This window comes from Pseudoalteromonas maricaloris (assembly GCF_024746855.1).
In the GTDB taxonomy this organism is placed as follows: Bacteria; Pseudomonadota; Gammaproteobacteria; order Enterobacterales; family Alteromonadaceae; genus Pseudoalteromonas; species Pseudoalteromonas maricaloris.
The window spans coordinates 622,990-645,574 of the sequence record NZ_CP024626.1; the positions used below are offsets into that span (position 1 = coordinate 622,990).

At 43.2% G+C, this 22,585-nt stretch carries 29 protein-coding genes; 6 read left to right on the forward strand and 23 right to left on the reverse strand.

Translation table 11 applies throughout. From position 1 onward, the window contains the following. Nucleotides 1–5: 5 nt before the first annotated feature. The 13 genes from CTT31_RS20510 to CTT31_RS20570 form a co-directional block, all read right to left on the reverse strand. Nucleotides 6–530: a hypothetical protein gene (locus CTT31_RS20510; RefSeq protein ID WP_237116095.1), complete on the reverse strand. Its 525-nt coding sequence runs from the start codon at nt 528–530 to the stop codon at nt 6–8. A gap of 8 nt (nt 531–538) precedes the next feature. Continuing rightward, complete coding sequence (locus tag CTT31_RS20515; protein ID WP_260492922.1) at nt 539–1,153, reverse strand: DUF3164 family protein; 615 nt, start codon at nt 1,151–1,153, stop codon at nt 539–541. Continuing rightward, entirely contained in the window at nt 1,146–2,630 is a 1,485-nt protein-coding gene (locus tag CTT31_RS20520; protein WP_260492923.1) for a DUF935 domain-containing protein, read from the reverse strand. The genes CTT31_RS20515 and CTT31_RS20520 overlap by 8 nt, the downstream gene beginning before the upstream one ends. Continuing rightward, nucleotides 2,623–4,362 carry a hypothetical protein gene (locus CTT31_RS20525; protein ID WP_260492924.1) on the reverse strand — a complete coding sequence of 580 codons (1,740 nt, stop codon included), beginning with the start codon at nt 4,360–4,362 and terminating at the stop codon, nt 2,623–2,625. Before CTT31_RS20525 ends, CTT31_RS20520 begins: the two co-directional genes overlap by 8 nt. Further along, nucleotides 4,362–4,865 (reverse strand): DUF1804 family protein, encoded by a 504-nt coding sequence (locus CTT31_RS20530; RefSeq protein WP_260492925.1) that lies wholly within the window; start codon nt 4,863–4,865, stop codon nt 4,362–4,364. The genes CTT31_RS20525 and CTT31_RS20530 overlap by 1 nt, the downstream gene beginning before the upstream one ends. Before the next feature lies 1 nt (nt 4,866). Then, the gene (locus CTT31_RS20535; protein WP_260492926.1) at nt 4,867–5,118 is read right to left on the reverse strand and encodes a hypothetical protein; all 252 of its coding nucleotides are present in this window, start codon (nt 5,116–5,118) and stop codon (nt 4,867–4,869) included. Next, nucleotides 5,115–5,531, reverse strand: a complete 417-nt coding sequence (locus CTT31_RS20540; protein WP_260492927.1) for a glycoside hydrolase family protein — start codon at nt 5,529–5,531, stop codon at nt 5,115–5,117. The genes CTT31_RS20535 and CTT31_RS20540 overlap by 4 nt, the downstream gene beginning before the upstream one ends. Next, the gene (locus CTT31_RS20545) at nt 5,521–5,760 is read right to left on the reverse strand and encodes a hypothetical protein (RefSeq protein WP_176032263.1); all 240 of its coding nucleotides are present in this window, start codon (nt 5,758–5,760) and stop codon (nt 5,521–5,523) included. Before CTT31_RS20545 ends, CTT31_RS20540 begins: the two co-directional genes overlap by 11 nt. A 154-nt stretch (nt 5,761–5,914) precedes the next feature. Continuing rightward, the gene (locus CTT31_RS20550; RefSeq protein WP_260492928.1) at nt 5,915–7,336 is read right to left on the reverse strand and encodes a KAP family P-loop NTPase fold protein; all 1,422 of its coding nucleotides are present in this window, start codon (nt 7,334–7,336) and stop codon (nt 5,915–5,917) included. Nucleotides 7,337–7,456: 120 nt separating this feature from the next. Next, on the reverse strand, nt 7,457–7,852 hold the full coding sequence (locus tag CTT31_RS20555; protein ID WP_260492929.1) for a Mor transcription activator family protein: 396 nt from the start codon (nt 7,850–7,852) through the stop codon (nt 7,457–7,459). Further along, nucleotides 7,845–8,036 (reverse strand): hypothetical protein, encoded by a 192-nt coding sequence (locus CTT31_RS20560; protein WP_260492930.1) that lies wholly within the window; start codon nt 8,034–8,036, stop codon nt 7,845–7,847. Before CTT31_RS20560 ends, CTT31_RS20555 begins: the two co-directional genes overlap by 8 nt. Next, the gene (locus tag CTT31_RS20565) at nt 8,014–8,421 is read right to left on the reverse strand and encodes a regulatory protein GemA (RefSeq protein WP_260492931.1); all 408 of its coding nucleotides are present in this window, start codon (nt 8,419–8,421) and stop codon (nt 8,014–8,016) included. Before CTT31_RS20565 ends, CTT31_RS20560 begins: the two co-directional genes overlap by 23 nt. Then, entirely contained in the window at nt 8,418–8,768 is a 351-nt protein-coding gene (locus CTT31_RS20570; protein WP_260492932.1) for a hypothetical protein, read from the reverse strand. Before CTT31_RS20570 ends, CTT31_RS20565 begins: the two co-directional genes overlap by 4 nt. 104 nt (nt 8,769–8,872) lie before the next feature. Here CTT31_RS20570 and CTT31_RS20575 point away from each other — a divergent pair, with 104 nt between their 5' ends. Then, on the forward strand, nt 8,873–9,259 hold the full coding sequence (locus CTT31_RS20575) for a hypothetical protein (protein ID WP_260492933.1): 387 nt from the start codon (nt 8,873–8,875) through the stop codon (nt 9,257–9,259). Here CTT31_RS20575 and CTT31_RS20580 read toward each other — a convergent pair. From CTT31_RS20580 to CTT31_RS20600, 5 genes are read right to left on the reverse strand one after another with little or no spacing between them, the layout of a single operon-like run. Then, entirely contained in the window at nt 9,252–10,490 is a 1,239-nt protein-coding gene (locus tag CTT31_RS20580) for an AAA family ATPase (RefSeq protein WP_260492934.1), read from the reverse strand. The two genes, CTT31_RS20575 and CTT31_RS20580, sit on opposite strands and share 8 nt — an antisense overlap. Continuing rightward, a complete protein-coding gene (locus tag CTT31_RS20585) occupies nt 10,487–12,133 on the reverse strand; it encodes a Mu transposase C-terminal domain-containing protein (RefSeq protein ID WP_260492935.1) in 1,647 nt (548 codons plus the stop codon). The genes CTT31_RS20580 and CTT31_RS20585 overlap by 4 nt, the downstream gene beginning before the upstream one ends. Beyond that, entirely contained in the window at nt 12,133–13,032 is a 900-nt protein-coding gene (locus CTT31_RS20590) for a hypothetical protein (RefSeq protein WP_260492936.1), read from the reverse strand. The genes CTT31_RS20585 and CTT31_RS20590 overlap by 1 nt, the downstream gene beginning before the upstream one ends. 57 nt (nt 13,033–13,089) lie before the next feature. After that, nucleotides 13,090–13,512, reverse strand: coding sequence for a hypothetical protein (locus CTT31_RS20595; protein ID WP_237116078.1), 423 nt, complete (start codon nt 13,510–13,512; stop codon nt 13,090–13,092). A 29-nt stretch (nt 13,513–13,541) separates the two neighbouring features. Continuing rightward, nucleotides 13,542–13,865, reverse strand: coding sequence for a hypothetical protein (locus CTT31_RS20600; RefSeq protein WP_260492937.1), 324 nt, complete (start codon nt 13,863–13,865; stop codon nt 13,542–13,544). 139 nt (nt 13,866–14,004) lie between these two features. Here CTT31_RS20600 and CTT31_RS20605 point away from each other — a divergent pair, with 139 nt between their 5' ends. The 3 genes from CTT31_RS20605 to CTT31_RS20615 are packed head-to-tail and all read left to right on the forward strand — an operon-like array spanning nt 14,005 to nt 17,748. Further along, on the forward strand, nt 14,005–14,484 hold the full coding sequence (locus CTT31_RS20605; protein ID WP_260492938.1) for a hypothetical protein: 480 nt from the start codon (nt 14,005–14,007) through the stop codon (nt 14,482–14,484). A gap of 14 nt (nt 14,485–14,498) precedes the next feature. Then, nucleotides 14,499–15,020, forward strand: a complete 522-nt coding sequence (locus tag CTT31_RS20610) for a hypothetical protein (RefSeq protein ID WP_260492939.1) — start codon at nt 14,499–14,501, stop codon at nt 15,018–15,020. 43 nt (nt 15,021–15,063) lie between these two features. After that, entirely contained in the window at nt 15,064–17,748 is a 2,685-nt protein-coding gene (locus tag CTT31_RS20615) for an ATP-binding protein (RefSeq protein WP_260492940.1), read from the forward strand. A 34-nt stretch (nt 17,749–17,782) separates the two neighbouring features. Here the strand turns inward: CTT31_RS20615 and CTT31_RS20620 are convergent, their stop codons facing one another. Beyond that, nucleotides 17,783–18,457, reverse strand: coding sequence for a hypothetical protein (locus tag CTT31_RS20620; RefSeq protein ID WP_260492941.1), 675 nt, complete (start codon nt 18,455–18,457; stop codon nt 17,783–17,785). 98 nt (nt 18,458–18,555) lie between these two features. Here CTT31_RS20620 and CTT31_RS20625 point away from each other — a divergent pair, with 98 nt between their 5' ends. Both CTT31_RS20625 and CTT31_RS20630 read left to right on the forward strand, forming a co-directional pair. Beyond that, entirely contained in the window at nt 18,556–18,807 is a 252-nt protein-coding gene (locus CTT31_RS20625) for a hypothetical protein (RefSeq protein ID WP_260492942.1), read from the forward strand. Further along, nucleotides 18,773–19,789 (forward strand): hypothetical protein, encoded by a 1,017-nt coding sequence (locus CTT31_RS20630; protein ID WP_260492943.1) that lies wholly within the window; start codon nt 18,773–18,775, stop codon nt 19,787–19,789. The genes CTT31_RS20625 and CTT31_RS20630 overlap by 35 nt, the downstream gene beginning before the upstream one ends. 76 nt (nt 19,790–19,865) lie before the next feature. On the opposite strand, the gene CTT31_RS20635 is transcribed toward CTT31_RS20630, so the two are convergent. The 4 genes from CTT31_RS20635 to CTT31_RS20650 form a co-directional block, all read right to left on the reverse strand. Then, a complete protein-coding gene (locus CTT31_RS20635; RefSeq protein WP_260492944.1) occupies nt 19,866–21,125 on the reverse strand; it encodes a Y-family DNA polymerase in 1,260 nt (419 codons plus the stop codon). Continuing rightward, nucleotides 21,113–21,526 carry a LexA family protein gene (locus tag CTT31_RS20640; protein WP_260492945.1) on the reverse strand — a complete coding sequence of 138 codons (414 nt, stop codon included), beginning with the start codon at nt 21,524–21,526 and terminating at the stop codon, nt 21,113–21,115. Before CTT31_RS20640 ends, CTT31_RS20635 begins: the two co-directional genes overlap by 13 nt. Nucleotides 21,527–21,860: 334 nt before the next feature. Then, nucleotides 21,861–22,046 carry a hypothetical protein gene (locus CTT31_RS20645; RefSeq protein ID WP_260492946.1) on the reverse strand — a complete coding sequence of 62 codons (186 nt, stop codon included), beginning with the start codon at nt 22,044–22,046 and terminating at the stop codon, nt 21,861–21,863. Nucleotides 22,047–22,051: 5 nt separating this feature from the next. Next, entirely contained in the window at nt 22,052–22,585 is a 534-nt protein-coding gene (locus tag CTT31_RS20650) for a hypothetical protein (RefSeq protein ID WP_260492947.1), read from the reverse strand.

The window sequence follows — 22,585 nt, forward strand, 5'->3', positions numbered from 1 at the left end:
GTGCCCTACTTACTCAGCAATTTATTGGTTTTATCCTTGGATCCAAGGCTTGAACCATAGAAAAACTGCAGGATTGCACCAAGTGTGGTACCGAGTAAAAAGCCTAAAATGGTATCGGCATAGCGCCTTGCGGGCTCTGAGATGTCAATAAAAGTAATGCAGCCTATATAAATGAAGGTTGCGACCGTTAAAAACCACGCGTACTGGTAAACAAATCGCTTTGCCATTTTGTCATCTTGATCTAGCGCTTTGTTTTGCATATTCCGAGCGCTATCCAAATTTTTGAATGCCAGCTCGGCTAGGTTCTCTTCCTTATTTAGTACCGCGAGTCTAAATTGGGTTTGTAGCTCGCTGTTTTTGCTTATCTTATCAAACGCCTTTGTTGCATCGCCTTCGCCTGTAAGCGTTTGCGCCATATCTACCACTTTTGTGGCTACCTCTGCGCCATTATCACCACCAATCCATTGGCCTATCTTTTTATCCAGGCCGGTTAGCTTAGCTAGGCCCAAAGCAATCGTAATTGGTTCCATAACTCACCTCACAGCTTGGCTATATCAAGCGAAACAGCATTGTCATTGCCGTGATCATCTTGCTTGTAAAAGCGAATAAAGCGCACACTATCTATTACGTTTATTGACTCAGCCAATATGTCCATTGCACGATGCCATTTGCCTGTTTCATCAACGATTTCCAAGCGGCGTAAACCTAAAATACGCTGCGGATTTACTTTGCCCTGTTTGTCAGTAGAGAACGCTTTTTTGACGACAGCTTTAATATTTTGATTACTACCTTCTGACCATTCATCTAGACACTGGAATATTAACTCTGTAGCTAGCTTTTCCTCTGGACCTAGCTCGATACGCTCTTGAGACTGTATGCTTACGGCAAGCTTATTATCGAACGAGCGCAGCGTTACATTCCCTTTCTTACCACCCAGGTTAACGTCGTATTCTTGGGCTAATAACTCCATAAAGTTATCGGCTTGTTCCATCTGCAAACGCTTAAACTCGGCAAGCTCTTTTTGCTGTTTTTCAGCCAACGCTACGGCCTGTTTTACAAACTCGTCTTTAATTAGGTCGGTTTGCTTAATATTGGCGATGGCGACTAAGTTGCCCTTGCCGTCTTTCATGTAACCTTCAGGTATATCAGTCATCGTTTATCTCCGTAGAATTGGCTTCATCCATCCCTTGTAAAAACTCCAGTTCAAACGCTTTACTGGCAACGTCAGCCAGTGCGGTTCCACTGAGGTTTGGGAATTCAGAAAGGATTTTGTCTTTTAGTTCGGTTAGGCTTGCTGAGTGCTTGGCAAATTCAAATATCTTGGCAATTTCCACATCAGTTGCCTGGTCAAATTCATCAAAGGAATTCACATCCATGTGGTTGCTATCCTTCGCTGCAAAGTCCTGTTTTGCAGCTGTGGCAATTCCAGCACCATCGTCCCTTACTTCTAACACCGCCTGACCTTCCTGTGGCTTTGGTACTCCTAGTGTTTTATAGGCGTGATCTTCAGTTACTTTTATCAACTTGGCGGTTTCTCTAATGACATTAACCGCGTCTAGATTGATCTCTTTTTTGTCTCGCCAAATGTATTTGGGCGGCTCTCCACCATCAAAGTTAACGTGATGAATAGCCTCTAAAATTTGATTGCGATAACTCGATACACGTGCCCTATCCGCCCGTTGGTTTTCGCCTGCGCGCTTAGCGTGTGTTTCGCTCGCCGCGCGTGCGCCAGACTTTTGCTCAGTTGCCAACGTTTGTGAGGTGAGTGCTTTACTCATCTCCGCATTACACATATCTATCAGCTGTTTTTGTACAGGCTCACCGCTGAGCTTGCTTTCGATGATCTCAATAGATGAATCATCCGGTATGGTCGCGATACCATCGGTAATAAGTTTTGCTAATCCATCAATTAGCTCATCTACTTGGTCATCGGTCTTCCCGACAGGGTGCTTGCCAACAGGAAATGGCACGCCAAAACGCTCGCAAAGCTGTACAAAAAACTTAAAACCACCGTGCTTAAACATCCATGGCCAAAAGCAGCTACTCAATAGGGCTACACCGTACGGGTTCTTAGCGCTCGGCATATGTCTAACACACGTCCAGCGCTGGTCTACCAACTCCTCGCCGTGCGGGTTGTCACGGGTTTTGAGTAGTAGTTCGTGGTCGGGGGTAAACACGAATCTGCTTGCTGGCCACATCTCAATTTTGTTTGGTAGCCAAGTGTTGTCTGCCTTTTCATACGCGCCGAGGTGAGTCACAGCAAACCCATGCAAAATAGCGCTGTAGTTGTGCCAGTCTACGTCCATCCATTCGGTGTTTATTGCAGGCTTTCTTGCCATTAGCGTCTTTGCTAGCTCATAGCTCTTTTTACTCGCTGCATCATCACCGCCAGGCACCAATTCAGCTGTAAACGCAAACATGCCAGAGCACAGTGTGCGTAGCTCACCAATTACATGTGCATCAGCGGCAATTTCGTCATAAATTAGGGCGCTTTTGCCAGCTTTACGCAGTATTGGGTCTGGGTTTGGTAGTTCACGCATCATGGCCCAGTGATTTGGGTCACTTTGGCTCATGTTGAACATTTTTTGCAGGGCTCTATAACCCCGATAACTTAAATGAGGTTTAGACATGGTAGCCCCCTATGGTTTTTGTTACTTTTTTGCTGCGTACTCTGGGCATACCACCTGCCCCAGTGCTGGCAATCATCCATAATATGGTGAGCGCACAGCTCAAGTCGTAGTGGTGTGTACTTTGTTTGTCGGGCCAGTTATCTAGCTCATCCATAACCAGTGGGCATTTTGAATTAAACGCAATTTGGGCAGGTACGTTGGTCACAAAGGGCTCCAATCCCTCTATACGTTCTTCCTGACTTACCGTTGCGGTTACCCCGCGTAAAGGCAGTGCAATACCTTCGTCTAATCCGCGTTTTATGTAGTCTTGGCGCATGTATTCAAATGCATTGTTATTCTCAAACCCCCACACCAAACAGTTATATTCACGCTGTAGGCGTATCAGGTCATTAAGTAGCTTGCTCGTGCCTCGCACCTTGCGGCTTTCGTACTCAACATGCAGCTTGCCCAGCTCTTTACAAAACAGGCCAACCAGCAACGCGCTAGGGTCTGCCCCTGCTGTTTTACCCATGCTTGGGTCACATGCGCCGTAGGGCGTCCAAAGATTTAGTCGGTTTACCCAAAATTCAAATTGAAAGAAGATCTGCTCTTCATCGCTCTTAGCAATACCCTGCATTTCACGGTTAAATTCGCGCTTGTTTGACGCCCACATCACCATTAAGTCATACAGGCTACGCACGCTTGGCCATGATGTTTTTGAGCCTTTACTCATTTGGCGCTTTTGCTTAATCCAAAACTTAAACGATGGTTTATCTTCTTTGGCTACAGCTTGGCCTTTTGCTGCCGCTTTTTTCTCGAACTCTTTGTCTTTAAAAAGCATCAAATCACGGCATTCTTCCCATAAATCCATGCGCTCAGGGAATTGCTCAATGGCTTTAAAGCGGTGTACTAAATGGCCAGGTGCGTTTTCAGCACGCGAGATTGGGTCGTCGCTGTTTAAAACCGTGTTTACACCAAGGAATTTTACCGTGCCATCAGGTGGGCCAAGGTATTGCACAGCGGCTTCTAAAAATCCCCAACGTGAATCTCGCTCAGTGGCTGAGCGGGCTTCTTTATCCGTAATAATGTCATCGGCCATAAGTAATTTGGGGCGGCTAGCGCCGTGGAATGCACCACGAACAGACTGCTCAGCCCCTCGGCTTTCAAAGCGTACGCCTTGCGCGGTAACAAACTCACCAATCTTCCATGTGGGGCTGGTTTGGCAAACCTCAGGAAAGTCTAAGAGCAAATTATTATTCTGCAGTAACTCAGTTTTTACCACTTCCAATGTTTTGGCGGGCATCTTGGCTTCAGCGCCAAACAAAATCGCGTAATCAATAAAGAGTGCGGGCTTTGGTAAATCCAACTCTTTGCAAACATCATCGTCTTGTAGCAGGGCCAATACCGCCACATAAACAGGTGATATTTTCACGCCCAGCGTTGATTTACCCTCACCACGAGGCGCAACAAACCAGTTTTTCCAACCATTGGTTAGCTTTAGGGCCTCAGGAAACCAGTTCATAAAGTAGCGCTGAAACTCGCTAGGCTCTTGCCCCTCGTCCAACCACATATGGTGCGGAAAATACGTATACACAAAAAACTCAAAGTCCCCGCCGAGCACGCGCTTACGTCTTGCCTTTATGGCCTCTGGGCTTGGGTCTATGTCACGCTGCTTAGCCTCAATGTCTAACCGAAGGCCTGCGGTGATCTGCTCAAGCTCTGCCAGGAACTCTTTACTATTTAAGTCGCCCATCAGTCATCCATAATGTTGACAAGCTGCGGGCCAAACGCGGTTAAAATCACAACCAGTTGCGGAGAAAAGTCAGGGTGGTGCTTGCTTACAAAGGCGGTCAGTTTCTTGATCACTTCTACCGCCACCGTACGGCGCTCAATGGTTTTGTTACCCCCACTAAGCTTCATAACCTTGCTATACATGTCACTTAGCTGCGTAAGCACTTTTACCCGCTCAGCTGGCGTCATAGCGGTTTCTGGGTCTCTGAGTAGGCTAAACGTTTCACTGGTTTGAATGGTAAATTCTTCGATAAAATCTTGAGTAAACTCCCCTGCTGGCCCTACCGCTTTTCTGGCTGCTGTGCGCGCTAAATCCCAGTCATCGCCACTGGCTTTGGCTTCGGCTTTCCAACGTCTTGCGGTGCCGTCGGCTACACTATGTTTTACAGCGGCAACAGATAGCGCCAATAGCTCATTAACGTAGCTGTGGCGCACTGCATTTTTAATATCAGCAGAGTGCGCCATATCAACCTCCGGTTTTAAGCTTTAGCAGCTCAACGGCAATCGCAACCGCAAGGCCAGCGCCACCGCCAAGGCCCGCAATTTTTACACGGTTGTTGGTCACATGGCCTTCCACCTTTTCAACACGCGTTTCTAGGCCGTCAACCCGCTTAGTTAAATCGGCTTTAATGTCGGTGACTTCTTTGAGGATTGCGGTTTGTGTCGCTTGTATTTGGCCAATAGATAGGAATAACTGGTTTTCTTGTTCTGGGGTCATAGGTACCACTCCCCTGAGGCCATTTGCTCGGCGAGTTCATCTGCACGATTGCCAACTTGCACCGCCCAACGAGAGTTAAGCATTTCATGGGCTGCTAGCTCCCAATCTCCGCTTTCAACTGCTGCAATCGTATTTTTAAAGTTGAGCAATCCAGTAATGCCAAGGTTAAAGGCCATGTTGATTAGCACGGCTTCGCGGGCAGGATTACATTTTGTGGTGTTAATGTTGCTGCGAACGGCGTGGGTGAACTCTGTAATGTCATTACTGAGTAAATAGTCCGACTCGGCTTCAGTGATGCCGCGCTGCTCTAAGTTCCTACCAACACCGATTGTGGCGTACCCTGCAGGGCAGTTGTACACCGTTAGGCGCTCGCCTTCGTGCCGTTTTAATTGGTTAAATAGGTTAAAGTCCATGGGCAGTCCTACGCTTGAGTTTGGTTTTAACTTTTACAAAGCACTCAGGCACAGGTTTAGGTGGTTTTACGGCACGTTTTTTAGCAATCAGTGCTTTCACACTATTGCGTAACAGCTGTAAATATCGTGGCTCACAGGTTGCTGCAATCGCTTGCTTTTCTTCACGCGTTTTTGCTGCAACGATTAGCTCCGCCAACACCCACACAGGCAATGATTTTGCTTTGCTCATGGGGTGATGATCGCGTAATCATCTTAGGCCAAACATATGGAAAGTAGTTTTCAACGGGGGGGAGTAAAGCGGTTAAATTAGGCTAAATTAAAATCGGCCATACTTCAATACTGGCCGCATTAATACTAAGTATTAGTCATGTATACATAGAGGTTTAAGCTATCGTAGCTGCGAGCTCTACATATTTGAAATATGAAGGAAATGTTAAATAAGGTACATTATCGCTTATTTGGCCGGAGTAAGATGCCGATAAACTATCAGACTCAAATTGGTTTAATAAATGTACATTCTTTTTTACGTGTTTAGTCATAGTCTTTGAGTCTTTTAGATTGTGATAAGTGAATTCTAGTGCGACTTTGTGGTACTCAGTAGAACTTGCGTCTGCTTGCCGGTGATTCAACAGTGCTGCGATTGCAATAGTCTCATACGAGGTAGATCTATAATCTCTATCAAGTTTCATTGCTATATCTTTGGGAATATATTGGTTCCCTTTCTTTTTATGTTCATAAGAAAAGTGAAACTCTGGATGGGAAAATTCACATAGAAGTTGAATGAGAAGATGTGAATCAAATTTTATGCTCTTGCCTAGAGAGAGTAAAATGGACTCATATTTATCGATTAGTTGTTTGACCCTACGTAATGACAAGCCATAACAATTTGCAACCTCTCCAAATATTTCAGCTAGGTGATCTAATTTAGTACCATTTTTAAGAAATGGTAAAAATAAACCGTCTAACAAGGCGTTGATATTTGAACGCGCGATCAAGAATTTTGCAAACGTTGTTTTATCTGGTTCAGGAAGCTTCGCACTTCTCCCAAAAAAACGCGATAAATATTCACTGCCATCAAAGGTTGCGCCATATATGGCTTTAATAGAATGGCTTAACTGTTCTGTATCGGTAGCAACCACAAACACTAAGCCATCAATATCGAAGATATGCTTAATAGTTTCTAAAAACTCTACTGCATAATTTGGTCTGCATCTATCTAGTTCATCAACTAACACAAAAACTTGTTTTTCAGGTGTGGCAAGAACAACTTCCCTTAAAACCTTTCTCAAATCTTTTAACGCTTGTTGCTGCTCAAAATAAAGTGAAGATAAATCTTCTTGCTCTTTTGTCTCTTCAAGCTGCATATCTTTACCAATTGTGTAATAGATTGCTTGTCCAGAGGCTATGGAAGCCGTTGCCCCCAGTAACTTAACAGAGCTGTTGTAAAGAGATTTAAGCTTTTTCAGGGCATAATTTATATTGCCTTTAACGTTTTGTTTAGTGCTGACCATCTTAACTTGGTTAAGTATCTCAGAAACTATTACAAGCAGCGGGTCATTTGAAAAGTCAGACTCCCACGCGTTTATGTAGATAGTCGGTAGCTTTTCCTCATAGCGCAGTTGTGTATATATTTGTCTTAAAAAGTGGGTTTTGCCTATACCCCACTGGCCGTTAATATTTAGAGTCAGTGCCTTTTTCTGCGATTTAATATAATTGCTAAGGAACATTCCATACTCTTTGTTGCCAAGCTGACAATTTTCCCATTTGTACTCTTCTTCCCAACTCTGGAATGGATCTGCTGACATAACTTTCCTTCGAATTTTGTATTTATGATTTAGATAGGTAGAGTAGAGTAAAATGAATGAGCTTGGAAGAGTCCAAGTTTCAATCACATAGCGATTGAAACTTGTGATTTTGAATAATTGTTATAACTTAAACTCCATCTGTTGCTCCTTGTAAGCGTTGTGCTCGTTTAGGATTTTCATGATCCACTGCCTTGTAATGCCAAAACGTTTAACCAGGGCTTGAATGGTGGTCCCGTTTTTCACCTCTTCAACTATCACCTGGTCGCGTAGCTGTATCAGCACCTTGTTTAGCATGGGCACTTGGTACTGGGTCTCTGCATAGTTGGCCAGTGCTAGGCACATTTCCTCGCCAAATACCTTTACAAAGTGGCTCTCTGGGTTAGCTGCTTTTGGTATATAAAACATCTGGCCTTGGTGCTCACTAAGTAGTTGAATGGTTTTTTCAACGCCTAGTACTTTTACAAACTGCCTAATGCCTGCAGGCAGCGCCCGTAAGTCAATGTTTAAGTCACTCATCAAACAGGCCCTCCACGCTGTATTCGCGCTCTATGTCGCGCCTGTCTTGTAGTGCCTCTAAACGATGGCGGGTGCGGCTGATAGCAATATCCTTTTTACTTGGTTTGCGAGCGGTTAGGTTTTCGCTATAGCGCTCGCGGTTTACCACAATCGTAAATTCGTTAAAGCTGTTGCTGTTTGCCATTGCCTTGCCCTCTTGCTAACCAGCCTTTGAGTATTTCAATCAGCTGTTGCCAGTTGTCGCTAGCGTCTTGTAATGGCACGCCGTCAGTGTGCTTTTTACAAAACGTCTCGCATGCTTGTTTGCTGTCTATCTTTACCAATCCCGCTTTGGCTAGTAATCCCCAAAGACGGTAAATATGGCGCAGTGCTGAGGGCATGCGCTTACGTTTACGTGTGTTTGGGTTTAGCATGCGGTAGCGCTTAAGTAGCACTTTGCGCTCGTCTGTTGTGAGCTTGGTGCTGGTAGACACGCGAAACTTGCTCACCTCCAATACATTTTGGCGGTGGGCATCATCACTAATGTTTGCGTAGTGCTGTGCGGCTTTAATTTGCTGGACTAAAGTCATGCTACCTCCTCGATTGTAAAGTCTGGTAACAGGCTGAATTTAATGATTTTTACATCCCATGGCTTGTCGTCACTGGTATGTAAACGGGCAATATCTGAATAACGCAAGGTAAATTCGTTGGTAAAACTTACCGATGATTTTACCTTTTCTAACTGCTTGCATTCGTATAGCTTTATACCCAAGAGGATGGCAAACGCCGCTTTAATGTTGCCGTTTACGCTATCCAGAATAATGCCTTGTGTGTCGTGCTTACAGATTGCCGCCAACATTTGGGTGTTGTTTTTGGTATCGCTAACCGCAAATTTGGCGCTAAAAAAACCTTCGTTTACTTCGATTGAAAATGCCATTGTCTTTATTCCTGTTTACTTAGCCTTGTTGCAGCAAGGCTTTTTATTTCAAAGGTATACGAGTGACTACTTACCCAAACCACCGGAAGTACTTGAGGTTCGCGTTGGCAGCTCGCAGGTCAATTGCTCAAAGCTTTTCTCAAACTGAGATTGACGCGCTGGGTCTTGAGCTTGCTGGCTGGACTTTGCGTGACTTTCACGCTTGGCGCACTGGCAACAGTCTTGAGGTAAATGCATTTCTAGAGGCGGTGAGTTCTGCATCTTCCTTATCTGCGCTATCTCCTCAGCCGTTAAAAATTCGCTTAGCCGGCTATCATGTTCTGTCTGAGGCGGTTTCATTGCTGTCTCCGTTAATTGAGTCTTTGGTGCTAGAAGTTGAGGACACTTATCCTGGTCAACTTTGCTCGTTGAGTGAGGTATATCAAAAGTCGCGTTTAACGCTTGATGCTGTATGGCCATTTGGCTCCCCTTGTCCGTTTCAATTTAAATAGTGGGTTTGTTTAAAATCGCAGAGAAGATAGAGTTCACCATAAGGCGGTCTACTTTCTTGTTTGGGTTCTTGCGTATATGGGTAAGCAAGTGTGGTAAAAGGTTTTCAACCAGCATGCGAGCATTACCCTCAACGCGTTTATGTAGCCACTGCCACCACTTGTCGTTGTCTTCAGCAATGGTGATGGTGTTTTGGGTTAGCTCATAAAACAGGGTTTTTATGTCTGCGACTGGCAGCTCACCAACTGGGCTTGGCCAAAAGCACACTCGGCTTGAAATCAACTCGTAGCGCTCTTCACTTTGTAGCTTGTCGATGAGCTTAATGTTGCCAACCAACACAACGCCTACGCGTGCTTGGTCTGAAATAGTACGCAATGGGTCTAGTGCATTGGGGCGGCACTTGTCGGCCTCGTCCAAAATAATCAGCCGCTCAGAATCCTTTAGCGCATTAATGATTTTTTGCAGTCGCTTGTAGTTAGACGCTTTAGGAATACCCAGTTGTATTGCCAGGCTCTCTAGCACTTGGGTTGAAGCGGTTTCTTCGCTGCCGTAAATTAGCAAGGTGTCGTCGTGGTCTTCGCAATAACGCTCAATGCCTTTGGTTTTGCCAAGCCCTGCTTGCCCTGCAAATACCGCAATGCGGCGTCTGTCTCGTGCTTGCTCACACGCGGTTTTAATCAGGGTAGGTACACTGGTTTTTACAAAGGGCACTTCACCATAACGAATGCGAATAGGCGGTTTAGCTTCTGGTTCTTGCTGCTCTGTGGGTTTTTCATCTACCGTTGTCGGCTCTAAAATACTCCATACTTCATGCAAGTATTTACTCGGGTTGGCGGCGTACTTGCCGTTTAACAGCTGGCTAACCATGCCCGTAGTTTTGCGTAAACGCGAGGCCAGTGAGCTACTTGTAATGCCTTCTCCGCTTAGTTCTTTGTCTTTCATCCGCTTTTTAATACGCGCAAGCACTAGCTTGTCATCTTCTGAGTAAGTTGGGCTGATGTCTGTTCCGCCTGCTAGTTGCTCAGCATCAAACTCACCAAAAAAGTGTGTCCAAAGTGCATCAACCACTTTGTTTGGTTTTACCGGGCTTTGCCCAGCTAGTACCTTGTTTACTTGCGCTAATGGCCAACCAAGGCAGTACTCTGTCTCGGCAATGTTAAACAGGTCTATCTCGGCGTTTAATACCGCGACTTGTTTTTGTTGGGTTGCACTGTAGTGCTCTGTAAATTTCATTCGTCATCCTCCAATACAAACGCTTCAGCTAGCTCAGGCTCGTACTCGTCAAGGTCAACCGCAAAGTCGTTTATATCAATGCTGTATGTTTGTGGGGCTTGGTGTGTAAGGGCACTGGTGTCGGCTGCTAATGCTTCAACGGCCGCAACGTCTACAATGCGCTTTTGTGCCGCACGGGCTTGTTTTTCTGCTAAGTGGTTAAGCAAGCGTTTTTCTTGGTTAACCAAACGCTCGCTTTGTTTTTGCTCAATACGAGAGGTAGGAATAGCGTGTGACTTGTTCTTAAGCTGGCAAACCATAATGAACTCACCCGTTTTCTCGTACAGGTTAATAAACGTGTCGTCGTGTAGGTCATACCCTGCTACTAGCTCTTGGCCATTAAACTGGTGCAAATAGTCAGCGCTGTAATAGCGGTTATGTAGGCGAATACGGCCACGGCGCACATTGACCTTTTCACGGGGTAAAATCACAAAGTCGGTAGCTGGCGGCGCATCTTGCTGTAGCCCCTCTTCCCACACTTCTATGCGGGTTTTGCCTTTTATTTCTGGGTGTGGGCTGTTGTGGTAGTCGTGCAAAAATGCCGTAAACTCCGCAACCCATTCATCTACTGTGGGTAAGGTGCGTTTACCTTGGCGTACTTCTTTAAGCACTAGCTGTTTGTGGCGGTCGTTATGGTCGCGGCCACAATAACTCGCAAAGCGTTTACCAACGCGGTCTTCCATATGTAAAAAGAAGCGCTCAATCCACTTTGCTCGGGCGTTACCTGGTATGGCAAAAATGGTGTCTATATCAAACTGGGCATATACACCCGTGCACTCGTCGGCCATCATTTGGCTTTTATAGCCAGAGCCGTTATCTATATACAAAATGCTTGGTATATGGCTGTGCGTTCTAATTGAACGTGTTAATGCAGTAAGGGTACTGATTGACGACTCAGCCTCACCTAGCTCCCAACCAACAATGCATCGGCTGGCTACATCCTGAAATGCAGTTAGCTCTGCGCGCCACGGTTTACCCGTATTTGGGTGTGCAAGGTAAACGTCCAGCGTATGACCATCGCCGTTATACAAAAAGCCCGGCGGAATATGCTCGGTTGAGCGTATGAGGTGGTCTTTGTGCTTTTCACGGTAAAGTTTGTTACCAATACGATAAGGGCTTTGTGGGCCAAGCTCATGCGGTAGGCCATTAATAAAGCGGCGTACTTGGTAGTCTTCCGCTTTGTAGCCCTCTTTAATAAGTTGATCAGCCACTTGAGCAAAGCTAGGAGAGTTAACCGCATGGTATAACTCAAGCGCACGGTGCGCCCAGTTAGGCTGTTTAGCCGCCCTACCCTTATTATTTGGCAGTAACCCCTCCATGCCATACTCTTTATACGCGTTGTGCCAGTTGTACAAGGTTGCGCGAGACGGTAACTTGCCAACGGCATTAATGGCTTGATGTATGGCAGGGGTAATAAGGCCAGTTTTAACGCTACTCGTTAGTTGGTTAAACGCGGCCTCGAACGTACAGTTCATGGCAGCTAAGTGCTTAATAATGGTAGCGCGTGCCTGCGCTTTTTTACGTGCACTGTCGCTGGCTTGGATCCAGTTCTTTGTGCCTGGCAAGCTAGGTAAGTTTTTAAATTTAGCTACGGCAGGATGCATTATTTGTCTCCTTTACTTAGGCGGAACGACTCCAGTAGGCGCTCGCGTTCGGTGTCTACGTATTGCCATTCGGCGTCGTCGAATTTGGGTAAGTTCTCTATGCCTTGCACGTACTCACCAAACTCCATATGTAGTTGGCTGAGCATGGTGCCTATTTGGGTGTAGATGCTGGCGTAGGCGTGGTGCACCACTTGAGCCGCTGCAATGCGTGCGGGTAAATCAAGGGACCGAAACTCAACTAACTGCGTCACCCCTGCTTGGGCCTGTTGCAGCGCGTCGTTTAATAGCTCGGTGGTACAAATAGCGTCTTTGCGGATCTCGCTTACAAACACCGGCATATCAAATCGCGTGGTTGGCACTTTGCGCAGGCGCTCGTGCTCTAGCTCATTGATGGTGTGGGCCAGCGTGTCTTCTAGCTCTGACTTTTTGTCGATAAGCTCTGCGACTTGCTTTTTTATCGCTGAACCTGATGTTTCAGCTAAAACCTCATAGTCTTCATCATCCAACTCTTTAAGTGTTTCAATGGGAACTTTGGTTAGCTCACTAAGTTGATGTTGTGACATATTCAAAAGTGACAATTTGTCACTTTTACTTTTCGGTAGCATGATTAGCATTTTGGCTACAGCCATTGCACGAGCTGCACTTCGGTAGTGAATACCTCTATCAGCAATAAGGTCTTTTAACTTTCCGTGAGGAACTTGTGCTTTCACATTTAGCAATATAAAGCCCATTTCAGCAGCATCCGTAAACTGCCTGTTTGCTAGGAATGTGATGCGCGCCATACAGTCTTCAACCGTTTCTGGCATAACAATATTTAGCGCTGATGTATGCTTTGAAACTTGATGCATAATCTCTTCTGCAGACTCGTCGCCTACCATGGCGGCTAGCTCTTTACTCATTGCAACCCCCAAATTTTAGATAGATCTTGGTCTTTGATAGTCATGTGAATACTGGCCTTAGTTCTTAATTGTGAGTTCTTCTAGGAGTGCTTGTTTTTGGTGTTTAAGCTGTTCGATTTGTACATCATATTCAGCAGACTGCTGCAGCTTTTGGGCTCTTAGGTCTACTGCTTTGTACATAAGAGGGCCAAGTAGAATATTTGAGGGCTCCATGCTTTTAAGTGCCCAGCATAATGCTGGTAGCAGGTGAATAGGCATGTGCATTGTTTGGCTTGGTGCAAACCACTTGTTTAGTTTTGTTTCGTCAACTTCTACTTCTAGCACTTTAAGTGCTTGGTTCATTCGAGCAGCTAGCCCTGCTCTGGTATATCCACAGCGGCGCATACAGGCATTTACGGTATGAACAAATTGGTGATACACATCGCAATCAGGTGGAATATCTGAGTCTAAAATATCTGCTAATAGGTCAGTTGCAGTCATGGTAAGAATCTCCCCAAATTAACCTAGATTTAATTGGCACTTAAAGTCATGCTTGGTTTAGGCACTGGCTTACCGGCTTTAATGGCTGTTATGATCTCTAATTTTCTAATGCTTCTATCTTTAGGACCTCTCTTGGATGGCGTGGCGTATTCATCGCCGAACACATCAACCATACTTTTATCTAGAGCCAAGCATATAGCTTCAGCAACGGATTCAGATTTCACTTTCCCTTTAGCTACATTCGAGACGTGCGCTGGTGTGACATCCTTAGCAGCTGCAATATCTACAAATTTAACGTCTCTTTTTGTTAGCTCTTTCTTGATTACTTCAAATGTCATTTTCTGCTTTGCCATGATAGATTTACCTTATACTAAATTTGTTTGCCAAAATTATTTAGCGCCATTCTTAAATTCAAGCTAACGCTAAATATATTTGTTGTCAAGTTAGATGTTAAATTTAAATGATAAATAAAATAGGTATTGACTGCTAAATATGTTAGACGCTAATATTGCAGATACAGAGATCGATAAGGTAATTGAACTACTTCACGAAAAATTTGACGTAAGTAGTGATAGGGCTTTGTCGCTAAAGCTAGGGCTTTCACATAGCGGCATAGCAATGGCTAAAAAAAAGGGAACCTTGCCTTATGCAGCAATAGTAAACGCCTGCATAAAAAATGAGATTTCTTTAGATGAGGTTTTTGGGATAGCAGTAAATCAATTGCAAAACAGAAGCCCTAAAGATAAAAAAGACTCATCATTACCAAAAAACAGTGTAGAAGACGCACTTGTGGCATTGGCTCTTGTTGAGAAAATAACCGATGATCTACTTTACTCCAAAAATTTGGACGCTGAGCGCGAACTATTAGTCCGAAAAAAGTTGCAACCAATGCTTATTCAAAAGGCATATGAGCACAACTTTAATGAAATAATGATTCGGACTATTGCTGAGGGAGCGCTCTACATGACTTGATAAAAGGATAGAAAATGATTAAGAAAAATTTACTAGCGGTAGCTTTGATCTGCGGGCTAAGTACTACAGCAGCATATTCATTAGAACCATTGAAAGAAAGAGCTAGAGTGCAACGTATGAATGCAGACCTTCTCTTACCTGACGGTAGTATTCTAAATGTTGATGTATCATTTGATTGTGGTAGTGATTATCAAAATACTGCAATTATGGTTATGAGCGACTCCGGTGCGCAACTAATGGCAGCCGCATACACATATTTATTTGGTGAGCGCGCTGGTAAATCAGTCATTCAAGCGTGGGAAAACAAACAGAATAAATCAGATCCTAGAAAACCAACCTACCTATTTATCCTCGCACCAAGAGAGCAGCAATTCAATTTGGAAAATAAAATTACAAATAAATTTAACAAAGAATTATCACATGTTATTATGTCTAGTAGTAATTTAACCAAGTCCGAAGTTGAATCCATTCCAGAAATACCAATGGTCATAGCTGGATGTGGTGTCAGAAACCATAACCCTGTAGTGATTCAATAGTTAATTGGGGGCTTTGCCCCCTTAGCAAGAGAGGATTCTAGCTATGTTTTCAGCAAGGATAATAATTGCTGCAGCCGCAGCAATCATATTTACAGCTAAAGCAATTGAAGTTGAGCACTTGAGTAGTGTTGCGCAAGATAGCAATGACTATTTTTACCTTCCTTCTCATGAAGGGCTTCTAAAATATGATGGACAGCACCTCTTAAATCTGAGCCAATACTCGGATCTTCCTCAAGACTTAGCAAGAGATATAGAAATAAGTAAACGAGATATTGCTTTCGTTCTTTATAACTCAGGTGAAATCTGGAAAGTTAACTTGAAAAACCTATCGGCAGAGAAGTTTGCAGATTCTGAAGCTACGAATATAGAGCTAAATCAAGATAGCTTAATCCTTCAAGAGGAGTCTAGGGTTTTAGAATATGATATACAGTCCAAAAAAATTGCAGTTTTACTTGCTGGAAAAGACCGAATATTTGATCTAAGCGCTGGCTTCGGAAATGTTTACGTTCTAGCTAATGATGGGCTTTATAGAATAGCTAATAAACAAAGCCAAATCGTTTTAAATGAGAACGTTCGAGCTGGAAATTTAGAGGTCACGCCTCATGGCGTTGCCTATTTTGCAAATGAGTATTTAGCTTACTACACACACTTACATGACCGTGTAGTAAAAAACTCTGATATAAAGAGTGCTGAAAACTTAACCTATGTATCCCCCTACTTTATTTACTTCACTGACGGCAATAAGGTCAATGAAGCTTTGCTATCAACGTTAGAGGTTACTCGTACCAATATTAATTCGGACAAAAATACATATATATCGCTATTTGCGGACAGTTCCCAACGGCTCTGGGGAGTGAATATTAATGAGTTCGCTATTGTGGAGGGTAATACAAGAATAACCAGTCTTGATTTCGGGTCTGAATACAATGTGATTGAACGAGTTGATTCTGAGTGGTGGATAGGGACTACTAAAGGAGTCTACATATACGATAAGCCTGCAAAGTGGCTTAATGATCAGCTCATAGGTGACGAAAGAGTCTTCTTTGAAGTGACAGCAATAAAGCACTTTGGTGGGAAAGTCATTGTAATGGGTGACAGCGGTGCATTTATAGTTGATATAGAAAATAAATCAGTGAATAGGTTGTACGAAGGGTATGTAATTAACGCTAGTATAATTGGTAAAAACCTTTATTTAGCAACTGATAAAGAAGGTCTGATTAGTTTCAATGAAAACTTTGTTCTTGATGACTTGAGCACGATAAACGCAGTTTTGCCTAGTCGCGAAATTATTAATGTAAAGCAAATTGAAGATAAGCTCTATATCAGCACGAGCGCAGGGCTCATAAGTACAAACCCCAATAATTATGCGAAGTATGAGTATCTAAGCGATGCAAAAGCAACCGATATTAGCAAACTACAAGATACTCTTTACCTAGCTACTTATGGCGACGGACTGTTAAAAAAAGTAGGCTCTGATTGGCATAAAGTTCCATCCCCAAAGTACATCAAAGAATTAGTCGAGCATCAAGATGAGTTGCTGTTGTTGACAAGCAATGGAATACATTCAATTGGCTCAAATAAAGATACAACAAAGCTAATTCATGAAACAAGAACACATTCATTCATGATTGGTGGTGTAAAGCTTTTTGGCAACAAATTAATTGCAGTAAGTGATCGTGCACTCATTGAATTAAACCCAGTACAAGACTATTCGATTACACCTCCTCAAGTGAGTTTTGTGAAGTCTAAACAGGGCCTTCATATAGACAAAGGTGAGGTCGAAATCGCAGTTGATGATTGGCTCAATATAGCCGTAACTAGTCTAGGTTATTTCGAGGTAGCAGACATAAACTACGAATACCGATTAAATAGTGGAGACTGGGTACATTTAGCAAGTCCGATGATACAACTGAATAACTTGGCTCCAAATGCTTATCAGCTCGACATCAGACAAAAAATTGGGAACTTCGTTAGTGATAATGCTGAGTATAAGTTTTATGTCCGCTCGCATTGGTATAGTTCTCCAACAGCAATGGTTGCTTACTTTGTTATTATTTTACTTATCACTATAGCTATCGTTATATACGGATATTGTTGGGTTGAGTCATTCCACCGAGTTTATCGGAAAAACCAAATTAAATATCAATCAGATAAGTTAAGCCAAGCTGTTTTTTCCTTGGAACAGGTAAAAGTACTCTGTGGTGGTGATGATACTATGCTTACTGAAGGCCTTGTTAAACTTGAGGCTATTACAAAGGCTCTTGAACCAATGGCGCACTGTAATGCCAGTCTAGGCGAACAAAGACTTGGCTCTGGTCTTGATATGTTGCAACTTCAGACAACATTACAAGCTAAGATAATGACTAAGTTTGAAGTAACAATCGGGAAAGAGAGGTTAGCAGAACAATTAGAAAAAGACATTTATTCTGTGGTTTATCACGCTGTCCAAAATGCGATAGCATACTCTCATGGAACTTTAGTTAAAGTTAATGTGCACAAACTTCGAGAGAATATAGAAGTTGTTGTTGAAGATGACGGCACAGGAATACCATTTAAATCTAGGCTGCACTTTGGGGCTGGTTTCTACACAATGAGACAAATAGCAAAAGCGTATAAAACCAAGCTAAAAATTAAAACGGGTCGTAATGGTACCTGTATATTAATGAACTTCCCCCTCATTGAAGCTAAGAGTAAAAAGCCTGTTAATCAGCAAGTAGCTAGCTTTTAATAGGTGTAAGAGCCAGCTACTTACACCTAACTTGTTACCCTAATTTTTGTTTAGCTTCAGCGATCCGCTTCTGCCAATCCCCTGCCCATCCTTGTTCGTCGGCCTGTTGGCATAACTCGATCACCTTTTGCCATTCCTGCTGCTTTTTGTAGATGACGGCCAACTGATAGTAGCCTACGTGCGATGGTATATAAAACGGCGTTTCCCTTGGTGGCATCCCCCACTCGTCTAACCGTTTTAACATGGCTTTATGTTCGCCTTGCATCGAGAGTATGGCCTTGGCCGAGTTGTCTATTTGCTTTTGGCAATAGAAAATAGCCCTTTGCAGGTTGTTACCTTGCTTGCGGTGTTTGTAGTAAAACTTAACCGCGCGGCCGTATAAAAAGTGTAGGTCGGTAGAGCTGGTGTATGGGGTTACTGAGTCTTCAGCTTTGTTTAGGATCTTTTGGCAGAGCTCAAAGTCACCTTCTTTGCTTAGGAACCAGCCCGCTAATGTTTGCAAGAACCTAACTTTGGTGGTTGATGTGCTGTGGACTTTGCCTTCGTCAATTTTGTTGCTACCACCCAGTGGGTCGTACTGGTCGTGTATGCGCTTTCGCTCGTATGGCTCTATCTCATTGAGCCACCATCGCTCTAGGCCAAAAAACTTAATCAATCCCTGTGGTGCCGCTTCCTGTTTTGGCTCTACAAATTTAAATACGCTTTCCATGATTTATCTCCTTTATATCTAGCGTTTTATCATTATAGTGTGTCTGGCGTAATTACAACTCGCAAAAAACTAATATATAAGCAAGCAGGAGAATACATTTGAGAGAAGCAGAGTTCGCTATATCTATTTGGGAGATGACTGAGAACGGGCCTACAGGCTTATTCAATATGACGCAGCCTTTCTTTGACCTACCAAGACGCCAAGACATCATCGTGTTAGATGGCAATTACTTCCGTGTGTGTGAGGTTGTGCAACATCATCAAAAACCATTTGAGCCTGAGTTGTTTGTTGAACGCTTGGGTGAGTGGGAGGACTTTGAGCGTAGCGATATCTTTAGAAAGCAAGCTTAAATGTTGTGGGGCTATCGAAGCCCCAATAATAGAATTAAACTGGGCCACAGAGCAGATGATTCAAAAAATTATAGAAAGCACAGGGAAAACTATATTCACCTATTGGGTATTTTGGGCCTTTATACTAATACCTATTATCTTATCTTTGATACTAATGTGTGCTATCGCAATTGGTGATGCGCTTGAATTTACCAAGATTACGAAGACAAGCCTAGACACTTTTATTGAGTACCAGAAAGTGCCGCTAGTGATCCTTGGCCTCTCTATTCCTTTTGGAACCTTAGCTGCTGCAAACTTTAGAGCTAAGCAGTTTCATAGGAATCTTGAGCGACAAGAGTATGAGCATCAAATCGATTTATATCATAAAGAACTAAGCTTTTTTGAGAAGAAGTTTGAGGGGGCTCTTTTACCAAAACGGATGACTTATGTTGCTAAGCACCATGCTGCATTACTATTTAGTAAGTCTAGGGAATTTCCAGAAAAAGGTACTCTTTTCGACCCTTCTCCTGTAACAAAAAATGGTGTTTACATAGCGAGTTTGATTAATCCAGCATTGCAATACCTATACAATATACATACTCAGAACGATGAAAATCATTTAGCTACCGTTGATAGTGAGCTATTCAAAAAGTTCTTTGTGCATTTAGATCAATATCCACCTGAAAGTCATATAGATTTAGAGTTATTAACTTTCATGACCAAGTTTCACGTTATGATCAACAAGGTATCGAACCACATTGGAATCGATAAACCTCGCATCAATGATACTTTTATTGAGTATGTTCGCTTTTACAGAGAAGCAATTGAAGTACTGGCTACTGTATACCAATTAAATATGTTTAAAGATTTTCCACTCGCTAATGATGTATTTACATTGGTACCAGAAATCGCTGATAGAAGTGATAACTTTGATAGAAATACACTCACAATTAGGTTTATTGCAGACCATTACATGCTGAATTACAAGTTTGACGACTGGTAGCAAAACACACACGATTAATCATGATAGTTACCATCAAACAGAGTGGTTATATTTGCCACCCTATCCACTACTACAATTACTCGCAATATATTAAAGGTATATCAGTCCACCTTGTTGTATATCTGGGTGATAGAAACTCTCTTTTCATCGCCCAGTCGCTATTTTGAACCTCGCTCCCTAGCCTTGCCGCTGTAACTCCGTAGCGTTTGTTAATCTCGTCTAGCACACTCATTAGCTCAGGTTTATCGTTTGACTCGTTAAACATATCCGCTTGCAGAAAGTTGTCGTCTTCTAGCTCAAAAGCGCCTATTCCCGCTTTGTAATATCGCACGCCGGGTTGGTATAGCTCTGCAAACACTTCATTCACTGCGTTTGCGAAAACCATGCTGTCGCACGATGCAACTGGTAGTGACGTAATGAATGACTTTTTAAAAAAGCCTGTTTCAAAAGGCGATGAGTGAGCAAATATAATAATCCGTTTTGCTAAAGATTTTTGCCGCCGTAGTTTTTTAGTAACAATGGAACAATGAGTTATAAGAGCTGCCTTTAATGCGTCGGCCTGCGTTATACGTTCTCCAAAGCTTCTGGTGCTGTATATCTCTTTTTTGCGTTGTTTTACTTCGTCCCAGGTTAGGCACTTATTACCGTTTAACTCTTCAATCGTACGTTCTAGCACTACACTAAACTGAGTTCGCATATGCCTTGGGCTTTGGTTGGCCAAGTCTAAAGCGGTGTTAATGCCCATTAGTGTTAGCTTTTTAGATAAGCGCCTACCTACTCCCCATACGTCACTTACTGGCATTCTTTTTAATATGGCTTTGCGTGTTTGCTCATCTTCAATTACAGCTACGCCTGTGGCATCGCTAAACTTTTTTGCTGCGTGATTAGCTGCCTTTGCAAGCGTAGGGGTTGGGCCAAAGCCAACCCCTACAGGTAGTTTTGTAGTACGCCATACTGTTCGGCGGATTAATTGGCCATAGTTATACCAGTTGTTAATTAGTGATGTGTAGCCATCGAACTTTAAGAATGCCTCGTCTATTGAGTATACGTACTGTTGGTCACTAAACTGGCTTATGGTGTTCATCATCTTTTCTGACAGATCTGCGTACAACTCATAGTTAGAAGAGCGAATAATTACGCCATGTTGTTCTAAAACATGTTTAAGTTTGAAGTATGGCTCAAATTTTGGGATCCCTAGTATTTTAGCCTCTGGTGACGCTGCTACGATGCAGCCATCGTTGTTAGACAGTACAACAACTGGCTTTTTACGAATACTTAGATCAAACACCTGCTCTGCACTTGCATAGAATGAGGTAGCATCTACTAGCGCATACATCTGGTGAGTGCCACATTTTGTTTAAACATTCGGACAGCGCTGATAACAACGCCTTCAAGCTGAAAGGTGTCTGCTTCTAAAATTGATACTGGCGGGAACGCCCTAGACGCCGAAACCAGCTGCCGTCTTTGCATATCTAGTATTTTACAAACGAACTCACCGTTATAGTTGGCTACTATGACGTCGAAATGTTTTGGCTCTACTGAACGGTCTACAATCAGTATGTCTCCGTCAAATATACCAAGACCTTGCATTGAGTCACCAGAAGCTAAGCCAATAAAGGTTGCATTAGGGTGACTTATAATGAGTTGGTCTAGCGATAGCCCCAGCTCTTTGTATTCTGCTGCTGGAGACTCAAACCCAGTGATCCCAGCCTGAACTTTGATAGGAATAATTTTCATACACTGCAATTTATACTGTACACATATACAGTATATTTATAAATCCTACAATCTGCAATGAACTTACTAAGGTTTGCCTGTTGTACCGTTTACTACCTACCAATTTAACGGTTCTAGTAAGTTTGATAGCTACTATTACCCCAAAATGCTAAATAACGTCTCAAACGCCTGCTAAGCGCTTTAAACTAAATTGCAGTAGACTGATTCGTCTCGAAGTGGTTTAAACAAATTTAAACGCCGTTTAAACGTGTTTTAAACATGGTTGCAGTTGAATGTGTTGGGTTGGTTTGTGATTGGGTGGTAAAAAGCGCGGTAAGAGTTACCGCGCTTTTTGCTACTTGGCATTGATTTTATCGGCTACCTCATTTGGGTAGTTACCTACCAGCACTTGAGTACCATCATCTAAATGCAGCATTGAGCCAGTGCTAGTGTTACTACTATATGGTTCAACGTAGGTAATGCGTTCAGTATTGACGTAGATGCGTTCACCAAGGCCATATGGTTCAAACTGGATTAGCATCACTTTTACTCCTGTGCTCGCAGTTTTCTCTGTAGCTTGTCAATTTCTGCTGCAATCAACGCCCCCGCTTTAGTTAGTTCTTTTATCCTAGACTCTAGATCGTCTTTAGGCTCTAACTTGGGGTTACTTCCGTCCCAAGGCCAATGATGAACTCGTTGCCCTTGTTTAAAAACCTGCCTGTATTCTTCCCTTAGCTCAGGAGAAACACTGGCAACAGTTGCGTATACAATTCCAGCCATTGCAAGTGCGCCATTTTTATATTGGTCGTCTTGCTCTGTACTGTGCCCCTCTTCAATAAGCTGGCGGTTACGCTCACGCGTTATCAATAGGGCTCCGTTTACAAACCGACTTATCACTTTATCGGACTTTAACGCTACTGCACGCGGGTAGTCACCTACCAATACCGTAGTGCCATTGTCTAAATAGATAATAGAGCCACAGTCTGTTTCACCTGAGTGGTAGGGCTCAGCAGTTAAAATACGTGCTGTGTTTACGTATACCGGAGCGCCTTTGCCGTAAGGTTTAAATTCAACTAGCAT

What these genes read in the sequence shown, in the direction of transcription:
- CTT31_RS20545 (WP_176032263.1), bottom strand. Translation starts at nt 5,760, where the DNA reads ATGAGCAAAGCAAAATCATTGCCTGTGTGGGTGTTGGCGGAGCTAATC.
- CTT31_RS20595 (WP_237116078.1), bottom strand. Translation starts at nt 13,512, where the DNA reads ATGACTGCAACTGACCTATTAGCAGATATTTTAGACTCAGATATTCCA.
- CTT31_RS20515 (WP_260492922.1), bottom strand. Translation starts at nt 1,153, where the DNA reads ATGACTGATATACCTGAAGGTTACATGAAAGACGGCAAGGGCAACTTA.
- CTT31_RS20510 (WP_237116095.1), bottom strand. Translation starts at nt 530, where the DNA reads ATGGAACCAATTACGATTGCTTTGGGCCTAGCTAAGCTAACCGGCCTG.
- CTT31_RS20610 (WP_260492939.1), top strand. Translation starts at nt 14,499, where the DNA reads ATGATTAAGAAAAATTTACTAGCGGTAGCTTTGATCTGCGGGCTAAGT.
- CTT31_RS20565 (WP_260492931.1), bottom strand. Translation starts at nt 8,421, where the DNA reads ATGACTTTAGTCCAGCAAATTAAAGCCGCACAGCACTACGCAAACATT.
- CTT31_RS20540 (WP_260492927.1), bottom strand. Translation starts at nt 5,531, where the DNA reads ATGGACTTTAACCTATTTAACCAATTAAAACGGCACGAAGGCGAGCGC.
- CTT31_RS20550 (WP_260492928.1), bottom strand. Translation starts at nt 7,336, where the DNA reads ATGTCAGCAGATCCATTCCAGAGTTGGGAAGAAGAGTACAAATGGGAA.
- CTT31_RS20620 (WP_260492941.1), bottom strand. Translation starts at nt 18,457, where the DNA reads ATGGAAAGCGTATTTAAATTTGTAGAGCCAAAACAGGAAGCGGCACCA.
- CTT31_RS20615 (WP_260492940.1), top strand. Translation starts at nt 15,064, where the DNA reads ATGTTTTCAGCAAGGATAATAATTGCTGCAGCCGCAGCAATCATATTT.
- CTT31_RS20520 (WP_260492923.1), bottom strand. Translation starts at nt 2,630, where the DNA reads ATGTCTAAACCTCATTTAAGTTATCGGGGTTATAGAGCCCTGCAAAAA.
- CTT31_RS20535 (WP_260492926.1), bottom strand. Translation starts at nt 5,118, where the DNA reads ATGACCCCAGAACAAGAAAACCAGTTATTCCTATCTATTGGCCAAATA.
- CTT31_RS20600 (WP_260492937.1), bottom strand. Translation starts at nt 13,865, where the DNA reads ATGGCAAAGCAGAAAATGACATTTGAAGTAATCAAGAAAGAGCTAACA.
- CTT31_RS20570 (WP_260492932.1), bottom strand. Translation starts at nt 8,768, where the DNA reads ATGGCATTTTCAATCGAAGTAAACGAAGGTTTTTTTAGCGCCAAATTT.
- CTT31_RS20525 (WP_260492924.1), bottom strand. Translation starts at nt 4,362, where the DNA reads ATGGGCGACTTAAATAGTAAAGAGTTCCTGGCAGAGCTTGAGCAGATC.
- CTT31_RS20640 (WP_260492945.1), bottom strand. Translation starts at nt 21,526, where the DNA reads ATGAAAATTATTCCTATCAAAGTTCAGGCTGGGATCACTGGGTTTGAG.
- CTT31_RS20645 (WP_260492946.1), bottom strand. Translation starts at nt 22,046, where the DNA reads ATGCTAATCCAGTTTGAACCATATGGCCTTGGTGAACGCATCTACGTC.
- CTT31_RS20635 (WP_260492944.1), bottom strand. Translation starts at nt 21,125, where the DNA reads ATGTATGCGCTAGTAGATGCTACCTCATTCTATGCAAGTGCAGAGCAG.
- CTT31_RS20555 (WP_260492929.1), bottom strand. Translation starts at nt 7,852, where the DNA reads ATGAGTGACTTAAACATTGACTTACGGGCGCTGCCTGCAGGCATTAGG.
- CTT31_RS20585 (WP_260492935.1), bottom strand. Translation starts at nt 12,133, where the DNA reads ATGCATCCTGCCGTAGCTAAATTTAAAAACTTACCTAGCTTGCCAGGC.
- CTT31_RS20530 (WP_260492925.1), bottom strand. Translation starts at nt 4,865, where the DNA reads ATGGCGCACTCTGCTGATATTAAAAATGCAGTGCGCCACAGCTACGTT.
- CTT31_RS20605 (WP_260492938.1), top strand. Translation starts at nt 14,005, where the DNA reads ATGTTAGACGCTAATATTGCAGATACAGAGATCGATAAGGTAATTGAA.
- CTT31_RS20650 (WP_260492947.1), bottom strand. Translation starts at nt 22,585, where the DNA reads ATGCTAGTTGAATTTAAACCTTACGGCAAAGGCGCTCCGGTATACGTA.
- CTT31_RS20590 (WP_260492936.1), bottom strand. Translation starts at nt 13,032, where the DNA reads ATGAGTAAAGAGCTAGCCGCCATGGTAGGCGACGAGTCTGCAGAAGAG.
- CTT31_RS20580 (WP_260492934.1), bottom strand. Translation starts at nt 10,490, where the DNA reads ATGAAATTTACAGAGCACTACAGTGCAACCCAACAAAAACAAGTCGCG.
- CTT31_RS20560 (WP_260492930.1), bottom strand. Translation starts at nt 8,036, where the DNA reads ATGGCAAACAGCAACAGCTTTAACGAATTTACGATTGTGGTAAACCGC.